22 protein-coding genes are annotated in these 21,666 nt (G+C 36.2%); 17 read left to right on the top strand and 5 right to left on the bottom strand.

Annotated features, from left to right (window positions below; translation table 11 throughout):
• Positions 1-121 precede the first annotated feature (121 nt).
• Positions 122-3,568 (top strand): pyruvate carboxylase, encoded by a 3,447-nt coding sequence (gene pyc / locus ILS93_RS07490; RefSeq protein WP_064474953.1) that lies wholly within the window; start codon positions 122-124, stop codon positions 3,566-3,568.
• An 84-nt stretch (positions 3,569-3,652) separates the two neighbouring features.
• On the opposite strand, the gene ctaA is transcribed toward pyc, so the two are convergent.
• Positions 3,653-4,588 (bottom strand): heme A synthase, encoded by a 936-nt coding sequence (gene ctaA, locus ILS93_RS07485; protein ID WP_001188735.1) that lies wholly within the window; start codon positions 4,586-4,588, stop codon positions 3,653-3,655.
• 497 nt (positions 4,589-5,085) lie between these two features.
• Here ctaA and ctaB point away from each other — a divergent pair, with 497 nt between their 5' ends.
• The 6 genes from ctaB (at position 5,086) to ctaG (ending at position 10,998) form a co-directional block, all read left to right on the top strand.
• Complete coding sequence (gene ctaB / locus ILS93_RS07480) at positions 5,086-6,009, top strand: protoheme IX farnesyltransferase (RefSeq protein WP_001015062.1); 924 nt, start codon at positions 5,086-5,088, stop codon at positions 6,007-6,009.
• Positions 6,010-6,102: 93 nt separating this feature from the next.
• Positions 6,103-7,152: a cytochrome c oxidase subunit II gene (coxB, locus tag ILS93_RS07475; RefSeq protein ID WP_000745278.1), complete on the top strand. Its 1,050-nt coding sequence runs from the start codon at positions 6,103-6,105 to the stop codon at positions 7,150-7,152.
• A 60-nt stretch (positions 7,153-7,212) separates the two neighbouring features.
• Positions 7,213-9,048, top strand: a complete 1,836-nt coding sequence (gene ctaD, locus ILS93_RS07470; RefSeq protein WP_154131176.1) for a cytochrome c oxidase subunit I — start codon at positions 7,213-7,215, stop codon at positions 9,046-9,048.
• Positions 9,048-9,671, top strand: coding sequence for a cytochrome c oxidase subunit III (gene ctaE, locus ILS93_RS07465; RefSeq protein WP_000557861.1), 624 nt, complete (start codon positions 9,048-9,050; stop codon positions 9,669-9,671). Before ctaD ends, ctaE begins: the two co-directional genes overlap by 1 nt.
• 3 nt (positions 9,672-9,674) lie before the next feature.
• Complete coding sequence (gene ctaF, locus ILS93_RS07460) at positions 9,675-10,007, top strand: cytochrome c oxidase subunit IVB (protein WP_048563214.1); 333 nt, start codon at positions 9,675-9,677, stop codon at positions 10,005-10,007.
• 85 nt (positions 10,008-10,092) lie between these two features.
• Positions 10,093-10,998: a cytochrome c oxidase assembly factor CtaG gene (ctaG, locus tag ILS93_RS07455; RefSeq protein ID WP_048563213.1), complete on the top strand. Its 906-nt coding sequence runs from the start codon at positions 10,093-10,095 to the stop codon at positions 10,996-10,998.
• 36 nt (positions 10,999-11,034) lie between these two features.
• Here ctaG and ILS93_RS07450 read toward each other — a convergent pair whose 3' ends face one another.
• A complete protein-coding gene (locus ILS93_RS07450) occupies positions 11,035-11,400 on the bottom strand; it encodes a YugN family protein (protein WP_064474955.1) in 366 nt (121 codons plus the stop codon).
• A gap of 206 nt (positions 11,401-11,606) precedes the next feature.
• Between ILS93_RS07450 and ILS93_RS07445 the strand changes: the two genes are divergently transcribed.
• From ILS93_RS07445 to ILS93_RS07420, 6 genes are all read left to right on the top strand, one after another.
• On the top strand, positions 11,607-12,641 hold the full coding sequence (locus ILS93_RS07445) for a CAP domain-containing protein (protein WP_064474956.1): 1,035 nt from the start codon (positions 11,607-11,609) through the stop codon (positions 12,639-12,641).
• A 186-nt stretch (positions 12,642-12,827) separates the two neighbouring features.
• On the top strand, positions 12,828-13,265 hold the full coding sequence (locus ILS93_RS07440) for a YlbD family protein (RefSeq protein ID WP_061678261.1): 438 nt from the start codon (positions 12,828-12,830) through the stop codon (positions 13,263-13,265).
• Between the two features lie 11 nt (positions 13,266-13,276).
• A complete protein-coding gene (locus tag ILS93_RS07435; RefSeq protein WP_064474958.1) occupies positions 13,277-13,522 on the top strand; it encodes a YlbE-like family protein in 246 nt (81 codons plus the stop codon).
• An 82-nt stretch (positions 13,523-13,604) separates the two neighbouring features.
• Complete coding sequence (locus tag ILS93_RS07430; RefSeq protein WP_064475089.1) at positions 13,605-14,177, top strand: histidine phosphatase family protein; 573 nt, start codon at positions 13,605-13,607, stop codon at positions 14,175-14,177.
• Between the two features lie 116 nt (positions 14,178-14,293).
• Positions 14,294-14,743 carry a YlbF/YmcA family competence regulator gene (locus ILS93_RS07425; RefSeq protein WP_000634355.1) on the top strand — a complete coding sequence of 150 codons (450 nt, stop codon included), beginning with the start codon at positions 14,294-14,296 and terminating at the stop codon, positions 14,741-14,743.
• Between the two features lie 126 nt (positions 14,744-14,869).
• Positions 14,870-15,136: a YlbG family protein gene (locus ILS93_RS07420; protein WP_002080814.1), complete on the top strand. Its 267-nt coding sequence runs from the start codon at positions 14,870-14,872 to the stop codon at positions 15,134-15,136.
• Positions 15,137-15,191: 55 nt separating this feature from the next.
• Here the strand turns inward: ILS93_RS07420 and ILS93_RS07415 are convergent, their stop codons facing one another.
• Positions 15,192-15,581: a DUF7147 family protein gene (locus tag ILS93_RS07415; protein ID WP_000616012.1), complete on the bottom strand. Its 390-nt coding sequence runs from the start codon at positions 15,579-15,581 to the stop codon at positions 15,192-15,194.
• A gap of 526 nt (positions 15,582-16,107) precedes the next feature.
• Between ILS93_RS07415 and rsmD the strand changes: the two genes are divergently transcribed.
• Complete coding sequence (gene rsmD / locus ILS93_RS07410; RefSeq protein ID WP_064474960.1) at positions 16,108-16,674, top strand: 16S rRNA (guanine(966)-N(2))-methyltransferase RsmD; 567 nt, start codon at positions 16,108-16,110, stop codon at positions 16,672-16,674.
• Positions 16,671-17,162: a pantetheine-phosphate adenylyltransferase gene (gene coaD, locus ILS93_RS07405; protein ID WP_000200598.1), complete on the top strand. Its 492-nt coding sequence runs from the start codon at positions 16,671-16,673 to the stop codon at positions 17,160-17,162. The genes rsmD and coaD overlap by 4 nt, the downstream gene beginning before the upstream one ends.
• On the opposite strand, the gene ylbJ is transcribed toward coaD, so the two are convergent.
• Positions 17,154-18,383, bottom strand: coding sequence for a sporulation integral membrane protein YlbJ (gene ylbJ, locus ILS93_RS07400; RefSeq protein ID WP_064474961.1), 1,230 nt, complete (start codon positions 18,381-18,383; stop codon positions 17,154-17,156). The genes coaD and ylbJ overlap by 9 nt on opposite strands.
• Before the next feature lie 113 nt (positions 18,384-18,496).
• Here ylbJ and ILS93_RS07395 point away from each other — a divergent pair, with 113 nt between their 5' ends.
• Together ILS93_RS07395 and ILS93_RS07390 are read left to right on the top strand one after the other, a co-directional pair.
• On the top strand, positions 18,497-19,288 hold the full coding sequence (locus ILS93_RS07395; RefSeq protein WP_000662602.1) for a patatin-like phospholipase family protein: 792 nt from the start codon (positions 18,497-18,499) through the stop codon (positions 19,286-19,288).
• A complete protein-coding gene (locus tag ILS93_RS07390) occupies positions 19,281-20,306 on the top strand; it encodes a SepM family pheromone-processing serine protease (protein ID WP_064474963.1) in 1,026 nt (341 codons plus the stop codon). Before ILS93_RS07395 ends, ILS93_RS07390 begins: the two co-directional genes overlap by 8 nt.
• Before the next feature lie 24 nt (positions 20,307-20,330).
• Here ILS93_RS07390 and ILS93_RS07385 read toward each other — a convergent pair whose 3' ends face one another.
• Positions 20,331-21,572 (bottom strand): nucleotidyltransferase, encoded by a 1,242-nt coding sequence (locus tag ILS93_RS07385; protein WP_367627525.1) that lies wholly within the window; start codon positions 21,570-21,572, stop codon positions 20,331-20,333.
• Positions 21,573-21,666 lie beyond the last annotated feature (94 nt).

Below are 21,666 nucleotides of genomic sequence, written 5' to 3'. Positions count from 1 at the left end.
GGATAAAAATAAAGTGAAGCTTTCTAAGTATAATATAATGTAGAAAGTGAAGAACTTCACGCTCTTTATGGTGTGTGTATATTTTATCTCTAGAGTGGTAGGAAAGTAGAGGGGGAAAATCATGACAAAGCTGCAACGTATTCAAAAAGTATTGGTAGCTAACCGTGGAGAGATTGCAATTCGTGTGTTTCGAGCTTGTTCGGAACTTGGATTAAAGACAGTTGCAATCTATTCTAAAGAGGATAGTGGTTCTTATCATCGTTATAAAGCCGATGAGTCCTATTTAGTTGGGGAAGGGAAAAAGCCAATTGATGCTTATCTAGATATTGAGGGCATTATTGAGATTGCGAAAAGTAATCATGTAGATGCAATCCACCCTGGATATGGTTTCTTGTCAGAAAATATTCAATTCGCAAAACGTTGTGAAGAAGAAGGGATTATCTTTATCGGTCCAAAGAGTAAGCATTTAGATATGTTTGGAGATAAAGTGAAAGCAAGAACACAAGCGCAGCTAGCACAAATTCCAGTTATTCCTGGTAGTGATGGGCCAGTAAATTCAATAGAAGAAGTTGGAGAATTTGCTGAAAAGTATGATTACCCGATTATTATTAAAGCTTCCCTTGGCGGTGGCGGTCGTGGTATGCGTATTGTACGTACTAGTGAAGAATTAAGAGAATCGTATAATCGAGCGAAGTCAGAAGCGAAAGCAGCCTTTGGTAATGATGAAGTATACGTTGAAAAATTCGTTGAAAAACCTAAACATATAGAAGTTCAAATTTTAGCAGATGAAGAGGGCAATGTTGTTCATTTATACGAGCGTGACTGTTCTGTACAACGTCGTCACCAAAAAGTGGTAGAAATCGCACCTAGTGTGTCGCTTTCAGATGATTTGCGTCAGCGTATTTGTGATGCTGCTGTGAAATTAACAAAAAATGTAAATTATTTAAACGCAGGAACAGTAGAATTTCTTGTAAAAGGTGATGAGTTTTACTTTATTGAAGTAAATCCGCGTGTTCAAGTTGAACATACAATTACAGAAATGATCACAGGGGTAGATATCGTTCAATCGCAAATTTTAATAGCTGATGGACATGCATTACATAGTAAAATGGTAGGTGTTCCGAAGCAAGAGGAAGTAGTTGTTCATGGATTTGCGATCCAATCTCGTGTAACGACTGAGGACCCACTAAATAATTTTATGCCGGATACAGGGAAAATTATGGCATACCGATCAGGCGGTGGTTTCGGTGTTCGTCTTGATACAGGTAATAGTTTCCAAGGTGCTGTTATTACACCGTACTATGATTCTTTACTTGTAAAAGTTACAACATGGGCACTTACTTTTGAACAAGCTGCTGCGAAAATGGAACGTAACTTAAAAGAATTCCGTATTCGTGGTATTAAAACAAATATTCCATTCCTAGAGAATGTAGTAAAACATAAAAACTTCTTATCAGGAGAATATGACACTTCATTTATTGATGCGTCACCTGAACTATTCCTGTTCCCGAAACGTAAAGACCGCGGAACGAAAATGTTAAATTACATTGGGACAGTAACAGTAAATGGCTTCCCAGGAGTAGGGAAAAAAGAGAAACCCATTTTCCCGGATGCTCGTATACCGAATGTATTACACTCAGAGCCGATTCAAAATGGAACGAAACAAATTTTGGATGAGCGTGGAGCGGACGGATTAGTAAAATGGGTACAAGATCAAAAGCGTGTACTTTTGACGGATACAACATTCCGTGATGCACATCAGTCACTACTTGCCACGCGTATTCGTACAAAAGATTTACATCAAATTGCAGAGCCGACAGCGAGAATGTTACCGAACCTATTCTCAGCGGAAATGTGGGGCGGTGCAACGTTTGATGTTGCATATCGTTTCTTAAAAGAAGATCCATGGGAACGATTACTAGATCTTCGTGAAAAAATGCCAAACGTTTTATTCCAAATGTTACTTCGTTCTTCAAACGCAGTTGGTTACAAAAACTATCCAGATAATTTAATTCAAAAGTTTGTGGAATGTTCTGCTCAAGCTGGAATTGATGTGTTCCGTATTTTTGATAGTTTAAACTGGGTAGAAGGTATGAGAGTTGCGATTGATGCTGTACGGGATACTGGTAAAATTGCAGAAGCAACAATGTGCTACACAGGAGATATTCATGATCCGTTACGTAGTAAATATGATTTAAATTACTATAAAAACTTAGCAAAAGAGTTAGAAGCATCAGGAGCACATATATTAGGAATTAAAGATATGGCAGGCTTATTAAAACCTAATGCGGCATATGATTTAGTTTCTGCATTAAAAGAGACGGTATCGATTCCGATTCACTTGCATACACACGATACGAGTGGAAATGGTATATTAACGTATACAAAGGCAATTGAAGCAGGTGTTGATATTGTCGATGTGGCAGTAAGTTCTATGGCTGGTCAAACGTCACAACCAAGCGCAAACACGCTATACTATGCGTTAGGTGGAAACGAAAGACAGCCAGACGTTAACGTAGATTCATTAGAAAAACTATCTCATTACTGGGAAGATGTACGTAAATACTACGCGCCGTTTGAAAGTGGTATGAATGCTCCTCATACAGAGGTATATATGCACGAAATGCCAGGCGGACAGTATAGTAATCTACAACAACAAGCGAAGGCGGTTGGTTTAGGAGATCGCTTCGACGAAGTGAAAGTAATGTATCGTCGTGTAAATGACATGTTTGGCGATATTGTTAAAGTAACACCATCATCTAAAGTTGTCGGTGATATGGCGTTATTTATGGTTCAAAATCACTTAACAGAACAAGATGTTTTAGAGCGTGGGCATTCTATGGACTTCCCAGGATCTGTTGTTGAAATGTTCTCAGGAGATTTAGGACAGCCATATGGTGGTTTCCCGAAAAAGTTGCAAGAAATTATTTTAAAAGGGAAAGAGCCATTAACAGTAAGACCGGGTGAATTATTAGAGCCAGTAGATTTCGACGCGTTAAAAGAAGAGCTATTCCATAAGCTTGGACGCGAAGTGACGATTTTTGATGTCGTTGCATATGCATTATATCCAAAAGTATTTATGGATTACGAAAAAGTTGCTGAGCTTTATGGAAGTGTATCTGTGCTTGATACACCGACATTCTTCTATGGTATGAGACTTGGTGAAGAAATCAATGTGGAAATCGAACAAGGTAAAACATTGATGGTTAAACTAGTATCAATCGGAGAGCCTCAGCCGGATGGAAATCGTATTCTTTACTTGGAGTTTAACGGTCAACCACGTGAGATTGTTGTGAAAGACGAAAGTGTGAAAGCAACAGTGGCACAACGTGTGAAAGGAAACCGTGAAAATCCAAACCACATTAGTGCAACAATGCCAGGAACGGTTATTAAAGTAGTTGTAAAAGAAGGCGATGAAGTGAAAAAAGGCGATTCTATGGCAATTACAGAAGCGATGAAAATGGAAACGACAGTTCAAGCGCCGTTCAATGGTAAAGTGAAAAAAGTATATGTTAACGATGGAGATGCAATTCAAACGGGTGACTTACTGATTGAATTAGATCACTAAAATAGAAAAAGAGCTGTGTAAATACAGCTCTTTTTTTATCGCAAAAAATACCTTGCCAATTCGGCAAGGTATTTTAATTTAAATTTATTTTGTTTGTTTAGAAGTTGATTCAGCTTCTTTTGCATTCACTTTACTTCTTGTACCTAACATAACTAAATAGCATAGTACAGCAAACAAGCAAGAAATGAATAGTGAATGTAATAATGCCATTACTAAATTAGCATTTGTAAATACGACTAAAATTCCCACGATCGCTTGAAGTGTAACAAGGATAAATGAAATGATCCATCCCCAGTATACGACAGGCTGTTGCTTGTAATGGCGAATAGCGAGAATCATTGCGTATAGTATCCAAGCGAAAATTAACATCGCTGCAACTCTATGTCCCATTTGAACCCATTCATGTAGTTGAGTTGGCATAGGTCTATTTTTGCTACATAAAGGAAAGTCTGGACAGGCTAAGCTAGCTCGTTCGTGACGTACTAAAGCACCTGTGTAGACGACAATATAACTGTAAATTGTTACACCATAAATATGAAATTTCATTTTTTTGTCCATAATAAGTGAACGTGCATCAAATTTCTGGTCAATTTCAAAGATAAGACACGTTAATAAAATGACAGAAGCAAATGAAATTAAGGAAATACCGAAATGGATAGCAAGTACAGCTGGCATTTGTCCCCAAACAACTGCTGCCGCTCCCATTAATGCTTGTGCAACTAAAAATACGAAGGATAAAATTGCTAACGTTTTTGTTTCGCGCACATGTTTATAATATTTCCAGGACAAAATACAAAGGAGAGTGACAAGAATTCCTGCTGATCCTGATGTAAGGCGGTGACTTAGTTCAATAATAGTTTCCATTGATAAATTAGATGGAACAAATTCACCGTTACAAAGTGGCCATGATTTACCGCACCCTTGGCCAGAACCTGTTTTTGTAACTAAGGCGCCTCCTAGTAAAACTATTAATAAATCAAGACTCGTAATGACTGCTAACCATTTAATAAAGCGTTGCAATCTATTTCACCATCTTTCTGCTATGAAGTTATTGCGAAATATTTTCATTCCATTATGTATAGAATAAAAAGCGCTAGTTCCTATGATATATAAAAAATAATAAAATAGCAAAGAAATGGCGGGGGCAGACAGGGGAGAGAAAATGGGTGTGGAAATAGGATATATAAGGGAATTTTTAGGTGAAAAACAGGCTATTTTGAAAAGATATGAGGAGAATACGTGTTAAATATGACAAAAAAGTTTATTATAGAAGGTAACATCATGTTATGATAAGGACAAGTAAGAATTAAGTTTTTTATATTCGACACAAAAAGTTCATGTTTTCTTCACAAAATGTTCGGGAAATATGATTTAATATATTGGAGTATGGGCGTAGATTAGTAGTAGAATGGGTTAACAATATTTCTACTGTAATAATATTGCTATATAGAAGCGAAATATTTCATTCGAAATAGGCGCAAAAAGAAAGATGAAAGTTTTAAGAGGGGGTTAAAGTGATGAACCATGCAACAAGTGAGCTGCATGATGAGTCAGCTGTTACAAGTGTACCGGAAACAACTCGGCTACAAGATTTATCAGCGCTCGTTAAAATGGGGATTGTAAACTCAAATACACTTACTGTATTTACAGGATTTTGGTTGGCATTACATTTTAATGGATTAAGTGTAATGGACAATCTGGATAAGTTATTCTTTACAATCGTTGGTTCTGGATTAATTATGGCAGGGGTATGTTGTTTAAATAACTACATTGATCGAGACATCGACCCGTTAATGGAAAGAACAAAAACCCGTCCAACGGTTACTGGAAAGTATAAACCGGGATTTGCACTTACATTTGGACTAGTTATATTACTTCTTGGATTTGTATTTTTATTATTAACAACACCAATGGCAGTATTAATGGGATTTATTGGTGCTTTCACATATGTTGTCTTATATACGTTATGGACAAAGAGAAAGTATACACTAAATACTGTTGTAGGTAGTATATCTGGAGCAGTTCCACCTTTAATTGGATGGGCGGCAATCGATCCATCTTTAGGCCATCCAATTGCTTGGATGTTATTTTTAATTATGTTTATTTGGCAAATCCCACATTTTCTCGCATTAGCGATGAAACGTGTTGATGAATATCGAAATGCAGGAATTCCAATGCTTCCTGTAGTTCATGGATTTGAAATTACGAAACGCCAAATTATGATTTGGACAGTATGTTTATTACCACTACCATTTTATATGAGTGGACTAGGGATAACATTTATGGTAATTGCAACATTGTTAAACATCGGATGGATCGTTTTAGGATTTTATGGCTTCCGTAAGCAAGATGACATCAAATGGTCCGTACAAATGTTTGTTTATTCCCTAAATTATTTAACAATCTTATTTGTATCAATGATTGTAGTTACATTCTTCTAAGACAACGACATAATTGGATTTCTTTACGTTGAGATTTACTTTACTTAACTATAAAGTACAATCTAATTCACAAGGAAAGTGGGGGTTGTTTGTATGAAGAAACAGTGGCGACTGCTTTCGTTCGTTTCACTGCTGGCTTTACTGTTAGGGGGATGCGGTAAAGCCTTTCAATCTACTTTAATTCCGCAAGGAGAAGTAGCAAAAATGCAATATGATTTGCTCTTACTAGCAACTGCGATCATGGTAGGAGTAGTACTAGTAGTTACTATTATTTTCTTATATGTAATTGTGCGTTTCCGACAAAAGAAAGGTCAGGAAGATTATATTCCGGAGCAAGTTGAAGGGAATCACAAGCTAGAAATTATATGGACAGTTATTCCGATTATTCTTTTGTTAATCTTAGCTGTTCCGACGGTTACATATACATTCAAACTTGCTGATGTAAGTGCGATGGAGAAAAAGAATATTGATAAAGATACTATCGTTGTTGATGTAACAGCGAATCTTTATTGGTGGGAATTTTCTTATAAATCAGAAAAAATAGTCACTTCTCAAGATTTAGTCATCCCCACAGGTAAGAAAGTGTATTTGAATTTGAAGGGTGCCGATATTAAACATTCGTTTTGGGTTCCATCTTTAGCTGGGAAAATGGATACAAATACAGATAATGTGAACAAAATGTGGTTAAAGGCAGATAAATCGGGCACTTATAATGGTTTTTGTACAGAATTTTGCGGCCCATCACATTCTTTAATGCAATTCAAAGTGAAAGCTTTAGATGAAAGCGAGTACAAAAAGTGGCTTGCTGATATGAAGAAGATTGATGGGAAGAAAGAAGTAGCTTCAACAAAGGCGCAAGAGGGCCAAGAAATATTTAATAAAAGCTGTATTGGTTGTCACGCAGTTGGATCTAATGATAGTAGACCACCTTCCGCTCGTATCGCACCAAACTTAGCAAACTTTGCGGATCGCGATATGGTTGCCGGTATTGCCGAAAACAATGAAGAAAACTTAAAAAAATGGCTGAAAGATCCTGAAAATATGAAACCAGGAAATAAAATGACTGGTAAATATGGCAACTTAACGGATGATCAAATTGATGCATTAAATGCATACTTACAAACGTTAAAAGTTGAAAAGTAAAGAGGGATTATTCGCGAAGGGGAGGTTGAAAACGTGAGTTCTGTAGCAAAAAAACAGGGGATGGGTGCTGTCATATGGGATTATTTAACGACAGTAGACCATAAAAAGATTGCCATTCTCTATTTAATTGCAGGTGGATTGTTTTTTATAATAGGCGGAATAGAAGCTCTATTTATTCGCCTTCAATTAGCGATTCCTAACAACGCTTTTCTTGTTGGGGATGCTTATAATCAAGTATTAACGATGCACGGTACAACAATGATTTTCCTCGCAGCTATGCCACTCGTGTTTGCATTTATGAACGCCGCTGTACCACTTCAAATTGGTGCACGTGATGTAGCGTTCCCGTTTTTGAATTCACTTGGATTTTGGTTATTTTTCTTTGGTGGAGTATTTTTAAATTTAAGTTGGTTTTTAGGTGGAGCACCTGATGCAGGATGGACATCTTATGCATCTTTAGCTTTAGCCTCAAAAGGCCATGGTGTTGATTTTTATGTACTCGGCTTGCAAATCTCTGGTATTGGTACATTAATTGGAGGTATTAACTTCCTTGTAACCATTATTAATATGCGTGCGCCAGGAATGACGTATATGCGTATGCCGATGTTTACATGGACGACATTTGTAACATCTTCGCTAATATTATTCGCTTTTCCGCCATTAACTGTAGGATTAGGACTTTTAATGTTAGATCGTTTATTTGGAACAAGTTTCTTTAATCCAGCATTGGGCGGGAATACAATTATATGGGAGCATTTATTCTGGATTTTCGGTCATCCAGAAGTATACATTCTTATACTCCCAGCTTTCGGAATATTCTCAGAAATCTTCGCGACATTTTCGAAAAAGCGATTATTTGGTTATTCGTCGATGGTGTTCGCGACAGTATTAATTGGATTCTTAGGATTTATGGTATGGGCGCATCATATGTTTACTGTCGGGCTTGGTCCAGTTGCAAATGCTATTTTCTCAGTTGCAACAATGGCGATTGCGGTTCCGACCGGTATTAAAATATTCAACTGGCTCTTTACGATGTGGGGCGGAAGTATTCGTTTTACGACACCGATGATGTGGGCAGTAGCTTTCATTCCATCATTCGTAATGGGAGGAGTTACAGGTGTTATGCTAGCATCTGCGCCTGCTGATTATCAATTTCATGACAACTATTTCGTAGTAGCGCACTTTCATTATGTAATCGTCGGCGGTGTTGTATTTGGTTTACTTGCAGGAGCTCATTATTATTGGCCACTGATGTTTAATAAAGTATTGAATGAAACGTTAGGAAAGATAACATTTTGGCTATTCTTTATCGGTTTCCATTTAACGTTCTTCATTCAGCATTTCCTTGGATTGATTGGTATGCCGCGTCGTTACTACACATATCTTGAAGGTCAAGGGTTGGAAATGGGGAATATGATTAGTTCTATTGGAGCGGTATTTATGGCTCTTGGAACGATTGTTCTTCTATTCAATGTAATCAAAACAACAGTATCAAAAGAAAAGGCTGGTCGTGATCCATGGGATGCACGTACATTAGAATGGACAATGCCAGCACCTACACCGGAATATAACTTTAAACAATTACCATTTGTTCGCGGATTAGATCCGTTTTGGATTGAAAAACGCGAAGGGAATAAAGAGATGACAGCGGCGGAACCAGTTGATGATATTCATATGCCAAATCCATCGTTTTCACCATTTATCATTTCTTTAGGATTGTTTATAGCTGCATTCGGTGCAATGTATATGCAGGGTGGAAAAGATAAGTTTTGGTTATTAGTAGCAATTATTGGTTTAATCATTACATTCGGTACAATGTTCCTACGTTCAGTGATCGATGATCATGGATATCATATTCATAAGGAAGATTTAGAAGATAAGGGGGGCAAGGCATAATGCATGTAGATGAAAAATTAACGAATGAAACATTTCCAGCAGAGCCTGAAAAAGCAACCCTTGAGGGAAAAAATAAGTTTGTCGGTTTTTGGTTATTTCTTGGAGGCGAAACAGTATTGTTCGCTTCCTTGTTTGGCACATATTTAGCGTTAAAGAATTCTACAAATGGTGGACCAACATCTCAAGAGATGTTCCAAATGCCACTCGTTTTCATTATGACGATGCTTTTATTAACGAGTAGCTTAACGAGCGTATATGCGATGTATCATATGAAAAACTTTAACTTTAAGAAAATGCAACTTTGGCTATTAGTAACAGTGTTGCTAGGTTTAGGATTTTTAGGGTTTGAGATATATGAGTTTTATCATTATACGCATGAATTTAAGCATACTATGAGAAGTAGTGCGTTTGGTTCCGCGTTTTATGCTCTTGTTGGTACGCATGGACTACACGTATTGTTTGGATTGTGTTGGATTTTAACATTAATCTTTAGAAATGCGAAGAGAGGTCTAAATTTATACAATGCACCGAAGTTTTATGTTGCATCGATTTATTGGCACTTTATTGACGTAGTTTGGGTGTTTATTTTCACTGTAGTATATTTAATGGGAATGGTGGGATAAACAATGGCGATAAAGCAAACGAATAATCCTAAAGTTGATCTTGTTTATCGGAAGAGAAAAAGTGCGGAGGAAATGAAGCATCAAGTTATTACGTTTGCATTAATGATTTTTTTAACATTTGTTGCATTTGTAGCAGTAGCATATCCGAAAACTTTTAGTCCGACTTTCTCAGTACCATTTATTTTACTATTAGCAGTGGTACAAGTAATTTTTCAATTGTATTATTTTATGCATATGAGTCATAAAGGACATGAAGCGGCAAGTTTCTTTCTTTATTCTGGTCTGTTAATCGGGTTAATTACAATTTTAGCTTTTATGACAATTGTGTGGATTTGAAAAGTGAAAAATAAGGGAGCTTGTGTTGTCACAGCTCCCTCTTCTTATTATGTGAAAGGATAACCTTAAGAAGGTAGGTGTAACAATGAGTAACTTGTGGATATTTGGTTTTCAAGCTCTATGGAGTCCAATCTTTTTATTATTTATGCTTTCGATTCTTATTGGGTACTTTTTAATTATTGGGCCATATAGAATGCGATTTGAAAATGCGACGAAGGTAAGTAAGAAGCAAATTTTTTATTTTACGACCGGGATTGTTCTTTTGTATTTTGTAAAGGGAGGGCCTATTGATTTAATTGGTCATATTATATTTAGTGCACATATGTTTGAGATGGCAGTTATGTATATTGCAGTTCCACCGTTATTGTTGCTTGGTATACCAGATTGGTTATATCGTTATATTACTTCTTTTAAGTTCGTTCAAATTATATTAAAGATATTTGCTAAACCACTTATTGCATTGTTTGTATTTAATGGCCTGTTTTCTTTTTATCATTTACCAGTTGTTTTTGACACAGTAAAACAAAGTCAAATTGCTCATCCTATTTGTCTCGCTATATTGTTCTTTACGGCAATCATGATGTGGTGGCCGATGCTAAATCCATTACCAGAATATCAAACGTTAAGTGATATAAAGAAACTTGGTTATATGTTTGCTAACGGTATATTATTAACGCCAGCTTGTGCGTTAATCATTTTTGCAACTGCACCGTTATTTGCAACCTATACGGATCCGGCTGCTTGGATGAAGGCGATGGAACTTTGTGTACCGGCGGGAACTTTATCAGATTTAAATATAACGGGACCAGAATTTTTACACTGGATGCCAGTCGTACAAGACCAACAAACAGGTGGCATCATTATGAAAATTGTCCAGGAAATAGTGTATGGCACAATTATAGGCTATGTATTCTTTCGATGGGCGCGTCGAGAGCGTGAAAAGGATAAAGAGCAGTTGCAACAATTGCCGCCGTATTTACAAACGAAATAAAAGTGAGTGCATCAATATGATGCACTCACTTTTATTTTATTCAATGATTTGGAATTCTTTTAACTCTTTTTCGATATTTTGTAGGAGTTGTTCGCTTTTTTGAAGTACATTCGTTGGGAAAGTTTCACCATCACCATATTCAACGCCGTGAGGATAATAATGTTTTCCTAATAAGGGAGGAAGTAGCTTGATTTCAGCGTGTCTGCTACCAACATCACCTTCAACAGCCAAACCTAGTACGCGCAAATAATAAATATCATTTAATATTTCAAATTTATAATCGTATGTAACTCGTTCATAATCCCACTGTCCAGCAAGTACAAAATGGTTCTTTTCCATAATCTCTGTTAATAGTGTTAAATCAACGACTGCCCCATTAAATTTCGTATTTGTAAATTGCATATAATACCTCCTCTTTTCATGTTACATCATTATTTTTATAATAGTATGAATAATAAGAAAGTGCAATTCATATTGAGAGAAAAGGGATAATCCAGACTTTTTTTGCGAAAATATGATATAGTGAAAAGAGTACGGTACACACAAAAAAGGAAAGAAAAGGATTTGTGTATATCTCAATTTTATGTTTTGTGCAGGAGGTATATCGATTGAAGAAATTATTGCGTATCGTAATGATTACATTTTTAATTTTAGCTGTGGACTTATACGGGAAATTACTCGTTTCACAATATATATTAACCCCATCTCAATCAAAGCAAGAAAATAAAATTGTGAAAAAGAAAAAACAAGTAAATGAAGACTCTTCAAATACGGTTTTAAATATGATTGGTGGGGACTCTGAAAATTTATTAGCAAAATGGGGCGAACCATCTCGAATAGAGCCATCTGCTTACGGATATGAATGGTGGGTATACAATCAAGATTTAACTCAGTATGTGCAATTTGGGGTTGCGGAACGAAAAGTTGTAACGGCGTATGTTGCTGGTGAGCAAGTTAAGGTGCCGCCTTATTATATAAATGAAAAGTATGAAGAAGTGTATAAAAAGAATCCACTCTCGCATGAGATTTCGTTAAAAAGAGGGAAACATAGTTATCAATTTGAGTTATCTGACACGGAAGTGATGGAACAACCATTAATACCTGTAGAAGATGGCTGGGCACAATTATATTTTGATCATTTTACACATGAGCTTGTTGGTGTTCGTTATATGGATGATGAAACGTTATTACGCCAAAGACCGTATCAGCTTGTTTATTCGGGTGAATTACTAGCTGAACAACCATTGACTCCAGATAAAATGAAACAAATAGAGAATGGGAATATGCAACAAATTTTTGATTTAACAAATATTATTCGAAGTCGCCATAAGTTACCGCTGTTAGCTTGGGATCAACAAACAGCAGATGTGGCTATAGGGCATAGTAAAGATATGAAGGATAATAATTACTTTTCACACGATTCACCTACATTAGGTACGTTAGGAGATCGTTTACAGCGCGGGAAAGTAGGGTTTCAACTTGCTGGTGAGAACATAGCGGCGCAACATAGTGATGGAATTGCGGCGGTGCAAGGTTGGTTAAATAGTGAAGGGCATAGAAAAAATGTATTAAATGAACAATTTACAGGATTAGGTGTTGGGGTATACGATAAGTTTTATACACAAAACTTTATTCGGAAATAAAGTGGAATTTTAAGTTGTGTAGGGGACACCTCACGTTTAAGTACTTCGTATTCACTGAAGTGTAGGTCGGAATCTTACCGTATGCAAATAGCAGGATAAAAAGGTGCATGAATCGTCTGAAAATAGGCGAACCATGTGCCTTTTTTTTCTTATTATATAGTAGATATACATGAAGAGGTGAGGATTATGCCAACAACAAAAGGACCGTTACATCCATCGGTTCAACAGTTTAAAGAGTTTGTAAACCATCACCCTAAAATGGTTCATGAGGTTCGAAGTGGTCACAAAACTTGGCAACAGTTTTATGAAGAATGGTACTTACTTGGTGAAGAAGATCCGATATGGGCAACTTTTAGACCTGATGGAGCGCCTGCTTTTTCTTCGGTAAAAGAAAATAAACAAGAAAAAGATAATCGAACTGAAGAGGAGAAAACAGCAGATGTGATGGGACAAATGCTTTCTTTCTTTAAAAAGCTAGATGTAGAACAAATGCAACACCATTTAGCCAATGTGACGAGTGCCATTGGTAGTGTGCAACAAGTTTTTCAACAATTTCAAGGGAAGCCCGCGCGGCAAGAAGAGAGTACTTCCGAAAATAATCCATTTTTCTTTCAGAAGGATTAGGGGGAAAGAGGATGAGAGCAGAAATTATGGAGTTTATAAGGGCTGATGAGGATTTATCTCGCTATATTAGAGAGCAACCGTACTGGTATAGAAAACTAACGCGAAATCCTGAAGAGAAAGAGGCTTTTGAGTTAGCAGCTATGCAGCATTTCAAAAAAACGATACCAGATAAAGTTGAGAAATTTCAAAACCAATTGGCAGTTGCCTCCATTATGATCGATATGTTTCAGTATATGAAGCAACAAAATACAACATAATTGGAAGGGAAAACTATGTCCGTCATGCAGAACTTTTGATACAATAGAAGCGGATTATTTAAAAAGGAGTTGCAGCATGAGCATGACGGAAATTTGTTTAGTACGACATGGACAAACTGATTGGAATTTTCAAGAGATTATTCAAGGACGTGAAGATATTCCACTTAATGAAGTGGGAAAGAAGCAAGCAAGTCAAAGTGCAGTTGCTTTGCAAGCGGAAGCATGGGATGTAATTATAAGTAGCCCATTAATTAGAGCGCACGAAACAGCTAAGGAAATTGCAGGGGCTACAGGATTGCAATCGATTTTATTAGATGAGCGATTTGTTGAACGTAATTTTGGTGAAGCTTCTGGGAAGCCGGTTGCGACTGTTAGGGAGCTAATTGCAGAAGGTAAAGTAGAAGGTATGGAGCAAGATGAAGAGATTGTAACTCGTTGCTTTGCTGCTGTAAAAGATGTTGCAGAAACTTATTCTGGCAAACGTATTATCATTGTAGCTCATTCACATGCGATAAAAGCAATTTTACATGCAATTGCACCGGAAGATATTTCGTTTAAGACACCATTAAAAAATGCATGTATTAGTTATGTGAAAGAAAATAGTGGGAAATGGGATGTTCTGAAATATAATATTGCGGAACATATTAATGTATAAGTATGTGCTAGAATTATATGGAAAATAGTTAGAGTGATATCTTTCTGTTTAGTGAGACACTTCAATTAGTAGTTCTATTCTAAATGTGGTATGATGAATACTCGGAGGTGTCTCTCATGATTGTAGCGACGCTGGAAAGCGTATTGATATTAGATAAGGCAGAGCAGCTTGCAAAAGCGATTATCTGTTCAGATATAGCAGAAGACTATCGTAAGTGTTATAAAGAATTGCATGAAGATATGGAAGTTCAGACGTTAATTCAGCAATTTACAGCGATGAAAGAACGATATGAAGAAGTGCAACGTTTCGGTAAATACCATCCTGATTATACTTTCGTTTCGACGAAGATGAGGGAGTTAAAGCGTTCTGTAGACTTACATGATAAGGTTGCAGCTTTTAAACGAGTAGAAACAGCTTTGCAAAAGTTGTTAGATGAAGTTAGTGTAGCAATCGGTTCTGAGGTGTCTTCTTCCATCAAAGTTCCAACAGGAAATCCATTTTTTGATGCTGGTGGCTGTGGTGGCGGTTGTGGTACCGGCGGAGGTTGTGGCTGTAAAACGGGGTAAATTACCCCGTTTTTTAGAAGATAGAAGAAAACGTATACAGAGTTTGTCCTGTAATGTCATAAATTTCTGATTGGTTTTCATAAAATATAAAATATATGCTTTTAAAAGGAGAAGATGGAGAAGATTATGTTCGGGCAACGACAAAGTATGATTGTTTATTTACATTCATTGAAACATGCCAAGATTTTAAGGAAATATGGTAACATACATTACATATCAAAACGCTTAAAATACGCAGTAGTATATTGTGATATGGAACAAATTGAGCATATGATGCAAAAGTTGAACAAGCTTCCTTTTGTGAAGAAGATAGAACAGTCGTACCGCCCGTATTTAAAAACGGAATTTGAAAATTCACGTCCTGATCGGGCAAAAGAATACGATTATAGCTAATAGAAAAAATCCCCTGCAAATTTTAGCAGGGGATTTTTTTACTTGAAATAACAATTTATTTCATTGGAGGAATGAAATTATTCATTCGTAAAATACCAATTAAATGATTGAAAAACAGTTCTTTTTCTGGGAAAGTTGTGGATGGTTTTACCGTAAAGGTAGTCACTTTTCTTCCTAGTTGTTCTGCCGTTTCTTCAAATAAAATGACGCGTTTACTTTTTTTATTTTCAAGTACAGGAATGCCTTCACGACATATGTATAATGGTTGGAAATCACCAGTAGTAGTTGGTTTTAATATTACAACAAGTGAGCACACTTTTTTTTCATTTTTAATCGTTTCAAATTGTAACATATGTGTTATACGTTCTTGATTTGCTTTGGCGATTTCAAGTAATTCATATAAATCAGAGTAGCCTTCTCCGAGTTCTATAAAGCGTTGAATCATATTTTTTCCTCCTCTTTCTTTTACTGTACCATCTCACTTTTTAAATGAAAAGTAGACAAAGAAAAAAAACCCTGCAAAGCAGGGCCCTTCTTATACTAGCATGTACTAGTAAGAAGGAAAAGGGAGAGGAGAAACCGGAGGAAGAACTTATGGGGAAACGTAAGTCTTCTCCGCGGTTGGCAACAACATCGAAGGTGATGTTGTTATAATTATTTATGTCCAATCTAAATGAAGATATACATCATGAAATTAAATTTTATGTTTGGCTTTTTATTTTTCTTTTTTTTATTTTATGATAGGATAAAAAAGATAAAGTGAAACGAATATACATAATGGGTTCGTGTTAGCGCATGGTGAGATGAATACATAAAAATGCAGAGCGGTTATTTTAAGCCAAAGTTCTCCTATTGTTCATTGAGAAATGAATGGAAAATTTCATGGAATAGTATAGTTTGGTAGCGGTTACCGAATGGAGAAAGGTTTTCTATAATTGCTCGATAGATTGAAATAAAGGTAGTGACAACAGATGAGAGTAGTTTCAGGAAAATGTAAAGGGCATCCACTAAAAGCGGTGCCAGGTAATACAACACGTCCAACGACAGATAAAGTAAAAGAATCAATATTTAATATGATAGGTCCTTATTTTGATGGTGGTATCGCTCTTGATTTATTTGGCGGTAGTGGTGGTCTTGGAATCGAGGCTATAAGTAGAGGGATTGATAAAGCAATTTTTGTTGATCGAGATAATAAAGCGATAAAAGTAATCCATCAAAATTTAGAAAGTTGTCGAATACAGGAACAAGCTGAAGTATATCGAAATGATGCAGAACGTGCGGTAAAGGCTCTTATAAAACGTGAAATATCATTCGATCTTATATTAATTGATCCTCCATATAAAGATCAAAAAATTGTATCTTTAATTAGTGTGATGGATCAACATGGATTGCTACATAGAGATGGATTAATTATGTCAGAGCATGGTAATGATGTGGTTTTACCTGATTCTATAGGGAGTCTTGTAAAAGTAAGAGCTGAAAATTATGGGGTTACAGCAATATCGATTTATAAGTATGAAGGTGAGGGGACGGAATGACTAGTATAGCTATTTCTTCGGGAAGTTTTGATCCAATTACCCTTGGGCATCTGGATATTATTAAAAGGGGAGCAAAAGTATTTGATGAGGTATACGTAGTAGTTTTAAACAACTCGTCAAAAAAACCGTTCTTTTCAGTTGAAGAGCGCTTAGATTTAATTCGAGAAGCAACAAAGGATATCCCGAATGTAAAAGTAGATTCACATAGTGGACTATTAGTGGAGTATGCGAAAATGCGTAATGCAAACGCGATTTTGCGTGGGTTACGAGCGGTTTCTGATTTTGAATATGAGATGCAAATTACTTCTATGAATCGAAAATTAGATGAAAATATTGAAACCTTTTTTATTATGACAAATAACCAATATTCATTTTTAAGCTCGAGCATTGTAAAAGAAGTTGCGAGATATGGAGGAAGCGTAGTAGATCTTGTACCTCCTGTTGTAGAACGTGCTTTAAAAGAAAAGTTTCAAACCCCGTTAAAGTGAACGGGGTTTTTCTTTGTTGCTACGAAAAAATAATAAGATAACATATACATATAAACAAAATAAAGTAAAGATCGGTCCATAGTGTACAAAAGATGTCCAAATTTCTTGCAGTATAGAAGAATGATTCGATAAAAATACGGGGATATCTTTTTGCATAGGTGAAAAAGAGCTTACTTTTTCATAAAATGGTTTCCAAAATATAAAAGTAAAAATAGGAGCCAGAATACTTTGGATAATTCGTGCGAAAAAATAGGGCTTAAATCGGATGTCTGTTTCAGCTAATATGCTAGCAACTTGTGCCTGAATAGAAAGGCCGCTAAACGCTAAAATAAAGCTTGTTACCATAGCTTGCTGCAGGAGGGGTGTTTCATTTATTTGACTAATCATTTGGCTACCGAGTGTCATTTCAAAAATCCCTGATAAGATTGGAATACTAAATTCTGTAGTTAGTTGGAAGAATGATAAAATATGTTGCATAATAAAAGAAAGTGCTGCTGTAATATGAAATACAGTAATCATTTTATTTAAAACAGAGAATAAAATAATAAATCCACCAATCATAAGTAACGTTTGAATAGAAGAAACGATAGCGTCCCCAAGTAATTTTCCTAATGGTCTTTTTTCTTGCATGCGCGTCTCGTGTAGGACTGAAAAAGGGTTTTGAAAAGGACGTTTTTTAGTAGGATGTTGATACTTCGTGGAAATATTGTTATTGCCGTAAAAACGCATCAATAACCCGACGGCAAAGTTACTTAAATAATGTGCAGCAGCTAATACGATTCCTAATTTCGGATTATTGAAAAAACCGATTGAAACAGCTCCAAAAATAAAAAGTGGATTAGATGAGTTTGTAAAAGATACGAGGCGTTCTGCTTCGATTTGTGTTAGTTGATTACTTTTACGCAGTCTAGCGCTTAATTTGGCGCCAGCAGGGAATCCTGAAGCCATTCCCATTGCCCAAACAAATCCGCCTATCCCTGGAACGCGAAAAAGTGGTCGCATGAGTGGTTCTAATATAACACCTATAAATTTTACAACACCAATACTAATTAGAAGTTCCGCAATGATGAAAAACGGTAAAAGTGAAGGGAATACAACTTCCCACCATATATTTAACCCTCGAATGGAAGCTTGCAAAGCAGCTTGGGGGTGAAGTACAAGAGAAAAGGTTAAAAACAGTGTTGATATGGTAAGAAAAGCCGTTTTCCATTTTTCATACATGTAAGTAAATCCCCCTTTGTCCCAAAAAACGTTCATTTCAGTATACGTGGATACGTAGTGCATTTAGACCATAAGTATGAAAAAGGAATGAAAAAAATTAAAGGGTGAGAAAAATGAAAGAACCGAAAATTGGTTTGGCTCTTGGATCTGGGGGCGCAAAAGGGTTTGCACATATTGGTGTTATAAAAGTTTTAAGAGAAAATGGTATACCGATTCATATGATTGCAGGAAGTAGTATGGGGGCTTTAGTAGGTACGTTTTATGCAGCTAGCTCAAACGTTGAAAGGTTGTATAAACTGGCAAATGTTTTTAAGAGGAAATATTATTTAGATTTTACAGTTCCGAAAATGGGATTTATTGCTGGAAAACGTGTCAAAGATATGATTAAAATGTTTACATATAATAAAAATTTAGAAGAGTTAGATATCCCGACGGCTGTTGTGGCTACTGACATCTTGAAGGGGGAAAAAGTAGTTTTTACAAGTGGTCCTGTTGCAGAGGCTGTGAGAGCTAGCATATCTGTACCTGGAGTGTTTGTACCAGAAAAAATAGATGGACGATTATTGGTGGATGGCGGAGTGATTGATCGCATTCCAGTATCGGTTGTGAAAGAGTTAGGTGCTGATATTGTTATTGCTGTTGATGTATCCCCGATTAAAGTGAATGGAGAGGTTACATCTATTTATGATGTAATTATGCAGAGTATTGAAATTATGCAACATGAGCTAGTGATGAATCGACAAATTGCATCGGATTTAATGATGCGACCAGCTGTAGAACAATTTAGTTCACGTGCTTTTACAAACATTGAAGACATTATTCGAGTTGGAGAAGTAGAGGCGGAAAAACATGTTGCAAATATTTATTTATTAATTGAGCAGTGGAAGGAGAAACATAATGTTTAAGCGTTTTCGGTTTATATATGCAATTTTAATAGGGGTTATATTGGCGATGTTACTTGTTTACGTACGTTTACCGTATTATGTAACAAAACCAGGAATGGCGGCCAAATTAGAGCCTTACGTTCAAGTTGAAGGTGGAACGAAAGAATCCGGTGATTTTATGCTTGTTACGGTTTCAATGGGACCAGCAAATGTGGTGAATTTAATAGCGGCACAGTTTAATAAATACACACATATTTCGAAAGCGGAAGAAATATTGCAAAAAGGTGAGAGTGATGAAGAATATCAATTTCGCCAAAATTATGCGATGAAAGATTCGCAAAATGCAGCAATCTATAATGCATATAAACGTGCAAATCGTACTGTTTCTTTTGAAAATAAAGGTGTATTGGTTGCAGGAGTAGCGAAAGGGATGCCGTCAGAAGGCAAGCTTAAGCTTGGAGATGTCATCATAGCTGTCGACGGAAAAATATTTGAAAAGACGGAGCAATTTATTGAATATATGACAGGAAAAAAAGAAGGGGAAGCAGTAAATATTGAGTACAAGAGGAATGGAAAACAGTTAAAAGAAAATTTAAATGTAAAGACCATTCCGAATGGTAATGGGCGTGTTGGTATAGGGGTTTCTATCGTTACTGAAAGAGAATTAGTGGTAGATCCGAAAGTGAAAATTGATTCTCATGAAATAGGCGGACCATCGGCAGGCCTAATGTTTACATTAGAAATATATAATCAACTTGTGGAAGATGATTTAACAAGAGGGCATGAAATAGCTGGAACAGGGACGATAAATGAAAAGGGAGAAATTGGCCCGATTGGTGGTATTCAGCAAAAAGTGGTCGCTGCAAGTGATGCTGGTGCTGAAGTGTTCTTTGCGCCAAATGAAAAAGGTGCGGAGAAATCGAATTATAAAGATGCGCTTGCGGCTGCGAAAGATATTAAAACAAAAATGAAAGTTGTACCAGTTGATACGCTGGATGATGCATTGCTGTATTTGGAAAAAATGGGCGAGAAAAAATAAACCTCTCTGAAAAAGAGAGGTTTTTTATAGGAATTTTGCAGTTGTTTCATCGTAACGAATTGGATGGTGTGTTGCATCTTGTTTTAGTAGTTGTGTTCGTAATGGTTCTTGCATGATGGAGAAATATACAGAATTGGCTTTTCGCTCTATATGTAAAGTAGGATGGTCAAATGTTTTTGTATGGGTAAGGATGGGAAGTTCTATTTTTTTCTTGTTTTTTGAAAGGTAAGTTTGTCCTTTTTGTGACATGCCTAGTAGACGAATGTACGGTGCATGCTGCTCTATATTTGCGCTATGTATTTCTTCTTTTGTTGTATTTGTTAAAATGTGTGTACAAGCTCTTTGTAATCTAGTCCATGTATAGCGCTTCGTTTTTAATGCTTCCATGAATGAATGGAAGGAGGAACTGTTTTGGATTTTTGATAAAATACGATGCTCTAAACCTTCTTCTATTTCATATATAAGTCGTAAGTCTTCTGGAGACATCGTCATGAGTTTGTATTTGAAAAATGAAAAGTATTGTTCCCAATTATGTAATATCCCGTAGTTTTGTTTGTAACTTGCTAAAAGAGAAGCAGTCGCTTTTGGGATGAAAGGCTCAATTTCTGTAAAAGAACTATTTTCGCTAAAAAGTTGTTTACGAATACTAGTTGCGCTTGCAATATGTTGGTCGCTAAATGTTTCATCATGATAATGAGATGCGAATCTTTTTATCGTTTGTGCTTGCATAGAACTATTTTGTAAGAAAATTGATTTCATGTATTGGAATCCTAATATGTTATTCGGTTGTGACATGTCTATGTTTTTTTCGGATGGTAAAATGTGTAGGAAGGCTTCAGATGTAGCTTTTGCGTAACTGTTACCTGCATTCATAAATTGCTTTACAAGACGATTAAAAGTATCTTCTTCATTTTTTTGCACAGAGATGGTGTTATGAAAATTTTCAATCTCCCCATCTTCACTACCGAAACAAATTTCAGAAACACGCAGGGCGTTTAAAATAGAAATAGCGCCATTTGCAAAGGTTTCAGCCTTTTGTGTTGAGAAGGCGTATGGAAGCTCTACAACAAGGTCTACACCGCATGATAAGGCCATTTTGGTACGATACCATTTGGATATGAGTGCTGGCTCACCACGCTGTAAAAAAGGGCCACTCATAACAGCGATTGTAATATCAGCGTGTGTTAACTTTTTTGTTTGTTGCACATGATAATCATGACCGTTATGAAAAGGGTTATATTCAACAACAATACCACTGGCTTTTATGGTAATCTCTCCTTTCGATGTAGCATCTTTTTCAAAAACGTGATACTCTATATATTATTTACTATGATGACTTCATTATAGTGTAAAGAAAAAA

The organism is Bacillus sp. 16GRE42, from assembly GCF_019837435.1.
GTDB lineage: Bacteria > Bacillota > Bacilli > Bacillales > Bacillaceae_G > Bacillus_A > Bacillus_A wiedmannii.
The sequence above is the reverse complement of the archived record's forward strand: the minus strand, read 5'-3'. Positions and strand labels throughout refer to the sequence as shown.

What these genes read in the sequence shown, in the direction of transcription:
- ILS93_RS07395 (WP_000662602.1), top strand. Translation starts at nt 18,497, where the DNA reads ATGAAAGAACCGAAAATTGGTTTGGCTCTTGGATCTGGGGGCGCAAAA.
- ylbJ (WP_064474961.1), bottom strand. Translation starts at nt 18,383, where the DNA reads ATGTATGAAAAATGGAAAACGGCTTTTCTTACCATATCAACACTGTTT.
- ILS93_RS07420 (WP_002080814.1), top strand. Translation starts at nt 14,870, where the DNA reads ATGTTCGGGCAACGACAAAGTATGATTGTTTATTTACATTCATTGAAA.
- ILS93_RS07390 (WP_064474963.1), top strand. Translation starts at nt 19,281, where the DNA reads ATGTTTAAGCGTTTTCGGTTTATATATGCAATTTTAATAGGGGTTATA.
- ILS93_RS07430 (WP_064475089.1), top strand. Translation starts at nt 13,605, where the DNA reads ATGACGGAAATTTGTTTAGTACGACATGGACAAACTGATTGGAATTTT.
- coxB (WP_000745278.1), top strand. Translation starts at nt 6,103, where the DNA reads ATGAAGAAACAGTGGCGACTGCTTTCGTTCGTTTCACTGCTGGCTTTA.
- ctaB (WP_001015062.1), top strand. Translation starts at nt 5,086, where the DNA reads ATGAACCATGCAACAAGTGAGCTGCATGATGAGTCAGCTGTTACAAGT.
- coaD (WP_000200598.1), top strand. Translation starts at nt 16,671, where the DNA reads ATGACTAGTATAGCTATTTCTTCGGGAAGTTTTGATCCAATTACCCTT.
- pyc (WP_064474953.1), top strand. Translation starts at nt 122, where the DNA reads ATGACAAAGCTGCAACGTATTCAAAAAGTATTGGTAGCTAACCGTGGA.
- rsmD (WP_064474960.1), top strand. Translation starts at nt 16,108, where the DNA reads ATGAGAGTAGTTTCAGGAAAATGTAAAGGGCATCCACTAAAAGCGGTG.
- ILS93_RS07425 (WP_000634355.1), top strand. Translation starts at nt 14,294, where the DNA reads ATGATTGTAGCGACGCTGGAAAGCGTATTGATATTAGATAAGGCAGAG.
- ctaG (WP_048563213.1), top strand. Translation starts at nt 10,093, where the DNA reads ATGAGTAACTTGTGGATATTTGGTTTTCAAGCTCTATGGAGTCCAATC.
- ctaE (WP_000557861.1), top strand. Translation starts at nt 9,048, where the DNA reads ATGCATGTAGATGAAAAATTAACGAATGAAACATTTCCAGCAGAGCCT.
- ILS93_RS07450 (WP_064474955.1), bottom strand. Translation starts at nt 11,400, where the DNA reads ATGCAATTTACAAATACGAAATTTAATGGGGCAGTCGTTGATTTAACA.
- ctaF (WP_048563214.1), top strand. Translation starts at nt 9,675, where the DNA reads ATGGCGATAAAGCAAACGAATAATCCTAAAGTTGATCTTGTTTATCGG.
- ILS93_RS07415 (WP_000616012.1), bottom strand. Translation starts at nt 15,581, where the DNA reads ATGATTCAACGCTTTATAGAACTCGGAGAAGGCTACTCTGATTTATAT.
- ILS93_RS07435 (WP_064474958.1), top strand. Translation starts at nt 13,277, where the DNA reads ATGAGAGCAGAAATTATGGAGTTTATAAGGGCTGATGAGGATTTATCT.
- ILS93_RS07440 (WP_061678261.1), top strand. Translation starts at nt 12,828, where the DNA reads ATGCCAACAACAAAAGGACCGTTACATCCATCGGTTCAACAGTTTAAA.
- ctaD (WP_154131176.1), top strand. Translation starts at nt 7,213, where the DNA reads ATGGGTGCTGTCATATGGGATTATTTAACGACAGTAGACCATAAAAAG.